This is a genomic window from Janibacter sp. GXQ6167, from assembly GCF_041365945.1.
In the GTDB taxonomy this organism is placed as follows: domain Bacteria; phylum Actinomycetota; class Actinomycetes; order Actinomycetales; family Dermatophilaceae; genus JBGFSK01.
This window is the reverse complement of the sequence record NZ_JBGFSK010000009.1, coordinates 127,563-137,666: the sequence shown is the minus strand read 5'-3', so window position 1 is coordinate 137,666 and position 10,104 is coordinate 127,563. Positions and strand designations below refer to the sequence as shown.

Annotated in this window: 12 protein-coding genes and 1 pseudogene; 12 read left to right on the top strand and 1 reads right to left on the bottom strand. The window is 69.0% G+C overall.

The window, feature by feature from the left end:
• The first annotated feature begins 273 nt into the window (after positions 1 to 273).
• From AB8K43_RS13455 to AB8K43_RS13400, 12 genes and pseudogenes are all read left to right on the top strand, one after another.
• Positions 274 to 486, top strand: coding sequence for a hypothetical protein (locus AB8K43_RS13455; protein WP_077350345.1), 213 nt, complete (start codon positions 274 to 276; stop codon positions 484 to 486).
• Entirely contained in the window at positions 486 to 734 is a 249-nt protein-coding gene (locus tag AB8K43_RS13450) for a hypothetical protein (RefSeq protein ID WP_077350343.1), read from the top strand. The genes AB8K43_RS13455 and AB8K43_RS13450 overlap by 1 nt, the downstream gene beginning before the upstream one ends.
• 327 nt (positions 735 to 1,061) lie before the next feature.
• On the top strand, positions 1,062 to 2,486 hold the full coding sequence (locus AB8K43_RS13445; protein WP_370894718.1) for a Rep family protein: 1,425 nt from the start codon (positions 1,062 to 1,064) through the stop codon (positions 2,484 to 2,486).
• A complete protein-coding gene (locus AB8K43_RS13440) occupies positions 2,483 to 3,073 on the top strand; it encodes a hypothetical protein (RefSeq protein ID WP_119030964.1) in 591 nt (196 codons plus the stop codon). The genes AB8K43_RS13445 and AB8K43_RS13440 overlap by 4 nt, the downstream gene beginning before the upstream one ends.
• Positions 3,070 to 4,356 (top strand): relaxase/mobilization nuclease domain-containing protein, encoded by a 1,287-nt coding sequence (locus AB8K43_RS13435; RefSeq protein WP_119030963.1) that lies wholly within the window; start codon positions 3,070 to 3,072, stop codon positions 4,354 to 4,356. The genes AB8K43_RS13440 and AB8K43_RS13435 overlap by 4 nt, the downstream gene beginning before the upstream one ends.
• Positions 4,307 to 4,846, top strand: coding sequence for a hypothetical protein (locus AB8K43_RS13430; protein ID WP_171199146.1), 540 nt, complete (start codon positions 4,307 to 4,309; stop codon positions 4,844 to 4,846). The genes AB8K43_RS13435 and AB8K43_RS13430 overlap by 50 nt, the downstream gene beginning before the upstream one ends.
• A gap of 92 nt (positions 4,847 to 4,938) precedes the next feature.
• Positions 4,939 to 5,298 (top strand): helix-turn-helix transcriptional regulator, encoded by a 360-nt coding sequence (locus AB8K43_RS13425; protein WP_077350333.1) that lies wholly within the window; start codon positions 4,939 to 4,941, stop codon positions 5,296 to 5,298.
• Positions 5,295 to 7,208: a cation-translocating P-type ATPase gene (locus AB8K43_RS13420; protein WP_174718230.1), complete on the top strand. Its 1,914-nt coding sequence runs from the start codon at positions 5,295 to 5,297 to the stop codon at positions 7,206 to 7,208. Before AB8K43_RS13425 ends, AB8K43_RS13420 begins: the two co-directional genes overlap by 4 nt.
• Positions 7,205 to 7,759 carry a signal peptidase II gene (gene lspA, locus AB8K43_RS13415; RefSeq protein ID WP_077350329.1) on the top strand — a complete coding sequence of 185 codons (555 nt, stop codon included), beginning with the start codon at positions 7,205 to 7,207 and terminating at the stop codon, positions 7,757 to 7,759. The genes AB8K43_RS13420 and lspA overlap by 4 nt, the downstream gene beginning before the upstream one ends.
• Positions 7,756 to 8,082 carry a hypothetical protein gene (locus tag AB8K43_RS13410; RefSeq protein WP_077350327.1) on the top strand — a complete coding sequence of 109 codons (327 nt, stop codon included), beginning with the start codon at positions 7,756 to 7,758 and terminating at the stop codon, positions 8,080 to 8,082. The genes lspA and AB8K43_RS13410 overlap by 4 nt, the downstream gene beginning before the upstream one ends.
• An 18-nt stretch (positions 8,083 to 8,100) precedes the next feature.
• Positions 8,101 to 8,880, top strand: a pseudogene (locus AB8K43_RS13405) (LLM class flavin-dependent oxidoreductase); the annotation flags it as partial.
• A gap of 100 nt (positions 8,881 to 8,980) precedes the next feature.
• Entirely contained in the window at positions 8,981 to 9,454 is a 474-nt protein-coding gene (locus tag AB8K43_RS13400; RefSeq protein WP_370894711.1) for a hotdog fold domain-containing protein, read from the top strand.
• Positions 9,455 to 9,537: 83 nt separating this feature from the next.
• On the opposite strand, the gene AB8K43_RS13395 is transcribed toward AB8K43_RS13400, so the two are convergent.
• Positions 9,538 to 10,101: a protein-L-isoaspartate O-methyltransferase gene (locus tag AB8K43_RS13395; protein ID WP_370894710.1), complete on the bottom strand. Its 564-nt coding sequence runs from the start codon at positions 10,099 to 10,101 to the stop codon at positions 9,538 to 9,540.
• Between the last annotated feature and the right edge of the window lie 3 nt (positions 10,102 to 10,104).

The window sequence follows — 10,104 nt, the reverse complement described above, 5'->3', positions numbered from 1 at the left end:
GCCATCGACAGTTCACTTCCCATACTGTCCCAGGGTCCACCATTTCGCGGGCAAAAATATGTGAGGCACCGAGGGTGGTACGCGGGCGGTTTATCTGAGTCTCGTCGGTCAGTGGACTGGTGAGTCGAGTCATGGGAGAATGGTTGCAGACAAGAAGATCCCACCGGGGCCGCGACTTAGAAGCGCGGGTTCTACTCCCGGATGAGTAGCCGGTCAAACAGCCCAACTACCGTGGCGGGGAACCGGAAGCACACTCATGTTTGAGGACTTCCGATGTCTGTCGTTATCGACGCTCCCCGCGCCTCCGCGCTGGACCGTCCTGGGCTCGACCAGGACCTGATCCCCGTTTCGCAAGCTGATGGGCTCGATCCCGTCATCGCCGTTGCCCTCGCCGCCGGTCGTCGTGCCGGTGAGCGCCTGACCAGCACGCCGCTGACCCCGCGCCAGCGCGCCGCCGTCGCCGCCGTGATGGGTGGTGGTCGCTGATGAGCGCCAACTCCGCTGCCTTCGACCACGTGAACGGCTTCCGCTGGCGTCTGGGCGATCCCACTCTCGCCGACGCGGAAGCGCATCTTTACGACCTCGGCGTGCTCCGCTCCGTGCTGGAAGAAGCCGTCGAGATCGCCGTCGCCGACGCCCGCGCCGATGGGGTGACCTGGGCGAGGATCGGCGATGCCCTCGGCGTCACGCATCAGGCCGTCATCAAGCGCTACCGCAAGGGCGGTGCCCGATGAGCACCACCGACTGCACCAGCGCCCTCGTGTCCGCCGACCTGACCCCGCCCGGAGGGCCTGCCCTGGCACCCGCCGGAGGCGGGCTGCCCGTCGTCGTGATGACCGCCGGAAGCCGTGTTCCGCACTCCAAGAGTTTCGGGAGCTTCATTCGTTCCTACGGGCGCGGCAAGGGCTTGTCGATTGCCGCGCCATGCACCAACATGCCTGGTCAGGAGCCGGTTCCGCCCTCGCACCGCCGCGTGACCTCGCGGGATCATTTGGGGTCTCATTTGGGGGTCAATAGGGGGTCATTTAAGGCGCCGCACGCTCCTTACGATGTCGCGGGCGGTGGTCGCCGTGGCTAAGCAGGAGAACAACCCCACGAGCATCGGACTCACGCAGTACCTCGATCCGTCGTACTGGACCTGGGCTGCCGAGGATGCGAACGGGGCCGCGCTGCTCCAGCAGGGGGCCGGGCCGATCCTCGCCTACATCGTGCAGCGGCTCGAGGCGGTCGGCTGCGAAGTCGTCGAGGCCTACGGCATCGTGCACGACAAGGACGAGCGCGAGGTCTGGAGCGACACGGAGAAGGCACTCGTGGTCGAGCCGAAGCCGGATCACCTGCACGCGGTGATCAAGTTCGCCAGTCGTTCGAAGAGCGCGCCGCTGGATCGGCTCGCGTTCGGCATCGGCGTCGAGCCGCAGTACGTCGAGAAGCCCGGTCGCGGACGCTACGCCTTCGACAACATGCTGTCGTACCTGACGCACGTGAAGTACGCGGACAAGCACCAGTACGCCCCTTCGGAGGTCGCCACGGTGCGCGGGCCGGACTACCTCGGCATCGACGCCCTGCGCCGGGAGACGTGGCTCAAGGGCCGCGCCCACGTGAAGAAGAAGGTCGTCGCCGAGAACTTCGAGGACATGCGCGAGCGGGTGCTCCAGGGCGAGATCACGCGCGATCAGATCATGCTCACCGATGGCCTGTTCGACATCTACTCGCGGCATCAGCGGGAGATCGACGACGCACTGTCGGCCTATGGTCAGCGCCGCGCGTATCGGGCGGCAGCGAAGCTCCGCGCCGGTGATTTCTCAACGCATGTGGTGTTCGTCCACGGGGATGCCGGGATCGGCAAGACGCGGTTCGCAACGGACTTCATCATGGCGGCGATTGACGCGGCGAACGCGAACGGCGAGCGGTGGCAGGTCTACCGGGCCGCGACGGGCAACCCGCTCGATGACTGGCGCGGGGAGGAGGTTCTGCTGCTCGACGATCTGCGGGCTTCGGCGATGGATGCGAACGACTGGCTGTTGCTGCTCGATCCGTACAACGCCTCCCCGGCGAAGGCGCGTTACAAGAACAAGGGCGAGGTGGCTCCGCGACTGATCGTCATCACGGCCACCATCGAGCCGGTCGAGTTCTTCTTCTACGCCCGCCAGAAGGGCAACGTGGACGAGGCGCTGGACCAGTTCATCCGTCGCCTGGCATCGGTCGTGAAGGTGTTCCGCGCCGACGATATCAACCGCTACCTCGTGCAGCACATCGGGAAGATCGAGCCCTACGAGTGGCATCAGTGCAGCCTTCCGGCGGCCGCGCACACGCCGGGCGTCAACGGCAACTCGTACCACCAGCAGGTGGCTCCGTCGCGCGAGCTCACCTACGGTCCGGAGACCTCCGCGGAGCACGACGCCGAGAGCGCGGTTGTCGAACTGCTGAGCGGGCTCGCGGTGCGCAGCCCGGACGTGCCGCTGGCGCTGATCGGAGGTGCGGCATGAGCGCCGATCAGCACCCGCTCTTCCAGGGGATCGAAGGGGGCGGAGCCCCCTCGCAAGCAGGGCTGGAGGACACGAGCGTCAGCGATGTGTCCGACAGGCCTACTGCTTGCCACTCTGGCGTACAGGTGGAGCAGCAGGCCGACTCCCAGGTGAAAACCGGTCGGGCTGATGCGGAGGCTGTGCGCCAGAGTCACGGCGGCGCGAAGCGTCGTCGTGGGGGCGGCGGGCGGCTTGATACGCGCTTCGATGAGGCCACGCTCGGGGCGCTGCGCACTCGTGCGGAGCGGCTCGGGCTGGCTCCGAGCACCTGGGTGCGGAGCGTCGTGCGCGATGCTCTGCACGCCTCCCGGAGCGAGGAGCTGGACGCCGCCGTGGCCGCGCACCTGCTCGGCGTCGAGGCGCGCGTGCAGGCCTCGGCGGACGCCCGGGAGCTTGCCGCGCAGGTGCGCCCGCTGGCGATCAACGTCAACGACCTGGACCGCCGCGCGCGGGCCGGCGAGGCGGTCGCGCTGTCGGCGGAGGTGCCCGAGCTGATCGAGCTGCTGCGCGAGGTCCGGACCCTGCTCGGGGATCGGACGGCCTCATGAGCACCACGCACTACAGCCCGAGCACCAGCGCCGGAGACACGGAGCGCTACATCCGTGGCAAGGAGGACGAGCGCGGGGTCGCGATCACGTGCGACGTGCCGGGAGGCCCCGGCGCATTCTCGGCCCGCGCCCGCGCGCTCACGCAGAACACGAAGCGCGACGTCGAGGCACTGCACTACCGGCAGTCGTTCAGCGACGAGGAGTTCGACTCGAGCAGCCCGGAGGACGTGCAGCGGGTGAACGATCTGGGCTACCAGCTCGCGAAGAAGATGCACCCGGACTCGGACTGCCTCGTGGTCAGCCACGTGGATGGTCGGGGCAAGAAGCCGCACAACCACATCCTCGTGATCAATCACAGCAACCGGACCGGAAAGGCCCTCTCGGATTACCGCACGTTCCACGACCGCAAAGCCGGGAACCAGCGGGGCGTGCAGTCGGCGAACGACGAGTTGATGCGCGATCACGGCCTCTCGGTCGTGAAGCGGCTGGAGCACGCCCCGAAGGACTGGGAGCTGCGCCGCGAGGACTTCGCCGAGGGCGGTCTCGACCGCGAGATGGGCGACCGGATGAGCGCCGCCCTGGCCGATCCCCGGTCGGTGGACAAGGCCGGTCTTGAGGCGGTGATCGCGGAGCAGAACCAGCAGCTCGGCGGCGACGGGGAGCGGGTGCCGCGGATGCGCCTGCACAGCCCAGTCAGCAAGAAGGGCAAGCGCGCCGGTCAGGAGACCTGGACGCTCTACATCGAGGACCGCCGCGGCGAGTCCGGGCGCGCTGAGCGCCGCAAGCGCACGAGTGCGCTCTCGGCGGATTTCACACCGGAGGGCGCAGCCGCGTTCTTCGACTACCACCAGCAGCAGAAGGAGCAGGAACATGAGCGCAGCGCTCGACAGGCTGAAGCAGCAGAACGCGCACGAGCAGCCGCCGCAGCAGCTCGGCAGTCCGGCGACGATGGAGGTGTTGACCTCGATCCTCACCGCCGTCGAGGCGCAGAACGCGAGGCTCGACCGGCTGGCCGAGCAGCAGAAGAAGCTCGCGGGGTTCGTGAAGGTCATGGACGAGGAGACGACGAGGCGGCTGGAGAGGATCGCGGCCCCGGCGTCGACCTCCTCGCCCTCCAGCGACGTGTCCGCGAGGATCGCGAGTATCGAGAGCAGGCAGAACGAGATCGCGAGCACGCTCGGCGAGTTCGCGCGGAGTCTCAACGGCGAGAGCTTGAACGCCGCGTCGCGGAGCTTGGTCGCGGAGGCGCAGAAGAATCACGCGGCTACGGCCTCGGCGATTGAGGGGCTCAAGGCGCAGGCCGCAGCGAACCAGAAGCTCGTGAGCCAGGTCGGCGGAGCCGTGCAGCGGATCGAGAAGCGCACCGAGGAGCGGGTCGAGAAGGCCGTCGAGCAGGTCACCGGGGAGGCCTCGGCGACGATGACGGCAAACCTCGACGCGTCGAACGAGCGGGCCGAGCGGATCATCGCCGCCACGGCGAAGCTGGAGACCCGTCAGCTCTGGTCGGCTGCCGCCGCGATGTGCCTCGCACTCCTGCCGGTGGTCGTGGTCATCGCTGGGCTCTGGATGGGCATCGCCGGGCTCATCACGGGCGCTCAGTGGGCGCTGGACGTAAACGGGAGCGTGTGGCTCGGAATCGGGCGCTGGCTCGTGGTCGGTGTGGGCCTCGCCGGGGCCAGCTATGGGCTCTTCGCGTCCGTCCGCTGGGTCGCTGGCCTCGTGGAGACCTGGAAGGACCGCGGGCTGCCGAAGTGGCCGCGCTGGCGAAAGTAGGCGACCAGGGTTCCCGAGGGCAAGCGCGCGGAGCGCGTGCGGCAGCCCTGGCGAGTCGACAATAAGTCAGCCAACACTGTATAGTTCAGTGCATGCTGACTGTTGCTTCTCGTCTCGACGTCATGAACCGGCTCGGCCGGGCCATGGCGGACCCGACGCGCTCCCGGATTCTGATGACCCTGCTCGACGGCCCGAGCTACCCGGCCGTGCTCTCGCGCGAGCTGGAGCTGACTCGCTCGAACGTCTCCAACCACCTGACCTGTCTGCGCGACTGCGGCATCGTCGTCGCCGAGCCGGAGGGGCGGCAGACGCGCTACGAGATCGCCGACCCGCATCTGGCGGCGGCGCTCACCGCACTGGTGGACGTGACGCTCGCTGTCGACGAGCACGCGCCCTGCGTGGACTCTTCGTGCACAGTGCCGGGTTGCTGCGGGACGGGGGCGGGCGAGTGAGCGCGGCGTGCGGCTGCGAGCACGACGAGCCTGAGACCACTTCGGGAGAGGAAGCCGAGGAGGCGGCGCGTCCCTGGTGGCGGGACCGCGGGATCATGGTCCCGGTCTTCTCCGGCGTCGCGTTCCTGACCGGCCTGGTGCTGGAGTGGGCGGGGCTGGAGGTCCCGGCGCTGGTGCTGTTCTGGATCGGTCTGCTGTTGGGCGCGTCGACCTTCACCCCGGGCGCGATCCGGAAGCTGTTCAAGGGCAAGCTCGGCATCGGCCTGCTGATGACGATCAGCGCGGTCGGCGCGGTGATCCTCGGGTATGTCGAGGAGGCCGCCGCCCTGGCGTTCCTGTACTCGATCGCTGAGGCGCTGGAGGACAAGGCCATGGACCGTGCCCGCGGCGGGCTGCGGGCGCTGCTCAAGCTCGTCCCGGAGACCGCGACCATCCGCCGCGACGGAGCATCGGTCGAGGTCCCGGCGAAGGACCTGGCTGTCGGTCAGCTGATGCTGGTGCGGCCGGGTGAGCGGATCGCGACCGACGGCATCGTCCGCACGGGACGCTCCAGCCTGGATACGTCCGCGATCACTGGCGAGTCGATCCCGGTCGAAGTCGAACCCGGCGACACCGTCTCCGCGGGCGCGATCAACACCGCTGGGGCGCTCGAGGTCGAGACGACCGCGGCGGGCACCGACAACTCGCTGACCACGATCGTCGACCTGGTGGAGAAGGCGCAGGCAGAGAAGGGCGACCGCGCCCGCCTCGCCGACCGCATCGCCCGGCCCCTCGTCCCGGGCGTGCTGATCCTCGCCGCCCTCGTCGCGATCATCGGGTCGCTGCTCGGCGACCCGGAGCTGTGGATCACCCGCGCCCTCGTCGTGCTCGTGGCGGCATCTCCCTGCGCGCTGGCGATCTCGGTGCCGCTGACCGTGGTGGCCGCGATCGGGTCGGCGAGCAAGTTCGGCGTGATCATCAAGTCCGGGGCCGTGTTCGAACGGTTCGGCGTGATCCGCCACGTCGCCGTCGACAAGACCGGCACCCTGACCCGCAACGAGCCCGCCGTCACCGCCGTCCTCACCGCCGAGGGCGTGACCGAGAAGCAGGCGCTGGCCTGGGCCGCCGCGCTCGAGCAGCACAGCACCCACCCCCTTGCGGCCGCGATCACCGCCGCGGCCCCCGGGGCCCCCGCGGCTGACGGTGTGACCGAGCAGGCCGGGCACGGCATCGAGGGAACCCTCGACGGTGCGCGGATCACGGTCGGCAGCCCGCGCTGGCTCGACGCCGGGACGCTCGGCGAGCAGGTTGCTGGGCTGGAGGAGCAGGGCATGACGGTCGTGATCGTGCACCGCGACGGCACGCCGGTCGCCGCGATTGGCGTCCGCGACGAGCTGCGTCCCGAGGTCCCCGAGGTCGTCCGCACCCTCGCCGCACAGGGCATCGGGGTCACCATGCTCACCGGCGACAATGCTCGCACCGCCCGCGCCCTCGCCGCCCAAGCCGGGATCGGCGACGTGCGTGCCGAGCTGCGCCCGGAGGACAAGGCCGCCGCGATCGCAGAACTCGGCGAGAAGGGGGCTGTGGCGATGATCGGCGACGGCATCAACGACGCTCCCGCCCTCGCCGCTGCCGACATCGGCATCGCGATGGGCGCGACCGGCTCGGATGCCGCGATTGAGTCCGCCGACGTCGCGTTCACCGGCCACGACCTGCGCCTGCTGCCGCGTGCGTTCGACCACGCCCGCCGCGGACGGCACATCATCAACCAGAACATCATCCTTTCGCTGCTGATCATCACCGCCCTGCTCCCGCTCGCCCTCTTCGGCGTCCTGGGGCTCGCGGCCGTGGTGCTCGTGCACGAGATCGCCGAGGTCGTCGTGATCCTCAACGGCCTGCGGGCTGCCCGGACCCGGAAGAGCGCCGCGTGACTGCGCAGGACGCCGTTGTCGTCGAGTCGACGGGCGGGGCATCCACGAGGAGCAGGCAGGCGCTCGTCGTCGCCCTCGTCGTCGCGGCGCTCGCTCTGGCGATCGATCAAGGCTCGAAGGTCCTCGCCGCGGCGCAGCTGACCCAGGGCGAGCGGATCCCGCTGGTCGGCGACCTGTTCGGGCTGTCGCTGGTCTACAACCCCGGAGCCGCGTTCTCGATCGGTTCCGGGGCCACCTGGATCTTCACGATCAGCGGCCTCCTCGCCGCCGTGGCGGTGGTCGTGTTTGCCGCACGGATGCGCGGGGCGCGGTGGGGCGTCGCGCTGGGGCTGGTCCTCGGCGGCGCGGTCGGCAACCTCGTCGACCGGCTCGTGAACTCGCCCGCGTTCGGGCAGGGGCACGTCACGGACTTCCTCGCCTACGGCGACCTGTTCGTCGGGAACGTCGCCGACGTCTTCGTCGTCGCCGGTGTCGGCCTGGTATGTCTGAACCTCCTCACGCAGACCCCTCGCACGACAGCTGAGGGTGAACGAACGGAAGAAGCTTCATGAAGGTGGAACTGCTGCACATCGCCGACTGCCCGAACACGGGAATCGCCGAAGCCAACGCACGGGCAGCGCTGGACGCTCTCGGACTCGGGGCCGTGCCTGTCGAGCTGGTGACGATCGGGACCGAGGCCGAAGCGGCGAACACTGGGTTCGGAGGCTCGCCTACGATTCTCGTCGACGGCATCGACCTGTTCCCGACAACACTCGTTCACTCACTGGCGTGCCGTGTCTATGTGGCTGAGAACGGTTTCGCCGGCGCACCGGCGGCAACACAGATCGATGAGGCGTTGCGCGACCGCATGCAAGGCGGCGAGAGCGACCGATAAGGCGAGTGTTGCAACCGCGACATGCGCTACGAGAACCCGCTCTATATGGCTGAAGATGCGGGCGCAGCGGACCTGATCTCCGGCGGACGACTGCAGCTCGGCATCAGCCGGGGATCACCCGAGCAGGTCGTCGAGGGCTACCGTCACTTCGGCCACGAGCCCCGCGAAGGGGAGAGCGACGCCGAGATGGCCCGGCGCCACACCGCCCGCTTCCTCGAGGTGATCGAGGGCGAGCAGTTCGCCAAGCCGTCGCCGCGGCCGATGTTCCCCAACCCGCCCGGACTCCTGCGGATCGAGCCGTATTCGCCCACCCTGCGCTCGCGCATCTGGTGGGGCGCGGCGAGCCGCGACACCGCGCGCTGGACCGGCGAGCAGGGGATGAACCTGATGTCCTCGACCTTGCTGCTCGAAGACACCGGCGTGCCCTTCCACGAGCTGCAGGCCGAGCAGATCCGGGTCTTCCGGCAGGCGTGGCAAGACGCCGGGCACGAGGGAACGCCGCGGGTATCGGTGAGCCGCAGCATCTTCCCGCTCGTGACTCCCCAGGACCACGCGTACTTCGGGATGGAGTCGCGCAGCACCGACCAGGTCGGGATCCTCGAAGGGGTGCGCTCGCGCTTCGGCAAGACCTACGCCGCCGAACCCGATGAGTTGATCCGCCAGCTCCGCGAGGACGACGCGATCGCCGAGGCCGACACGCTCTTGCTCACGGTCCCGAACCAGTTGGGCGTCGAGTACAACGCCCACGTGCTGGAGTCGATCGTTAAGGACGTGGCTCCGGCCCTCGGGTGGCGTTGAGACCGACCCGCAATGCCCGAAGGGGGTGGCGCTCGCCGCGATGTGGCGAGCACCACCCCCTTCGTCGTGAGAGGCGTTGGCGCAGTTAGGGTTCGGTCTCGTGGCTCCCAAGACCTATGACCTCTACCAGCGCACCATCGGCCTGCCCTTCGGCAAGAAGATCTTCTCCGTCATGTACGCGCAGTTCGCGCCGTACTTCTGGACGGTGCGGCCGCAGGTGCGCGAGATGCGCCCGAACTACGCCGAGCTCAGCATCAAGAAGCGGCGGGCGGTGCACAACCACATCGGGACCCTGCACGCGATCGCGGTCTTGAACGGTCTCGAGGCGGTCATGGGTCTTGTCGCCGAGGCCAGTTGCCCGCCGGACAAGCGCTGGATCCCGCGCGGCCTCTCGGTGAAGTACCTCGCGAAGTCCACCACCGACCTGCTCTGCGTCGCCGAGACCGACCCGTCGGACTGGGAGGGCGTCGGCGACATCGACGTGCGCGTCAAGGCGATCCGCACCGACGGGGTCGTCGTCGTCGAGGGCGTTATCCCGATCTACGTCAGCGCCAAGCCGACCAAGGGCGCCTGAGCTAACTCGACCAGGGACAGTGAGGCGCGGGCTGCCGTGGGATGGATGCCGCCACGCTCCACTGGCTGGGACTCGCCCGGCGATTAGCGAAGGGGGACAAAGCGGTAGGCGCCGAAGCGCTCCACCTCCGGCTCGCCCCCTTCGACCCGCCGCACTCTCACCATCCGGCCCGCCACCGGGATCACCATGACGCCGTCGGGCGCCAGTTGGGCGAGCAGGCCCCGCGGGATCGAGTCCGCCATCGCGGAGACGAGGATCCGGTCGAAGGGGGCTGCGCTCGGCGCCCCGAGATGGTCGGGATCTGCTTGGGCGATCCGAGCCCACGGACGGCCGGTCGCAGCGAGGTTTGACGCGCCCATGGTGACCAAGGGAGCGGTGAGCTCCAGCCCAAGGACCGAGCCAGTCGGCCCGACCAGGTGAGCGAGCAACGCAGTCGTCCATCCCGAACCGGACCCGACGTCAAGGACCCGGGCACCGGAGGGCACCTGAAGCAACTGCAGCATGTGCCTCACGGTCGACGGCTGGGAGTTGGTCGCCCCGTATCCGATGGGGTGGGGAGCGTCGATACCGGCGAAGAGGCGCGCCCCTGCTGGCAGGAAATCGGCCCGGGGGGTCGCCTCGAAGGCCAAACTCACGGGGTCGGACATGTC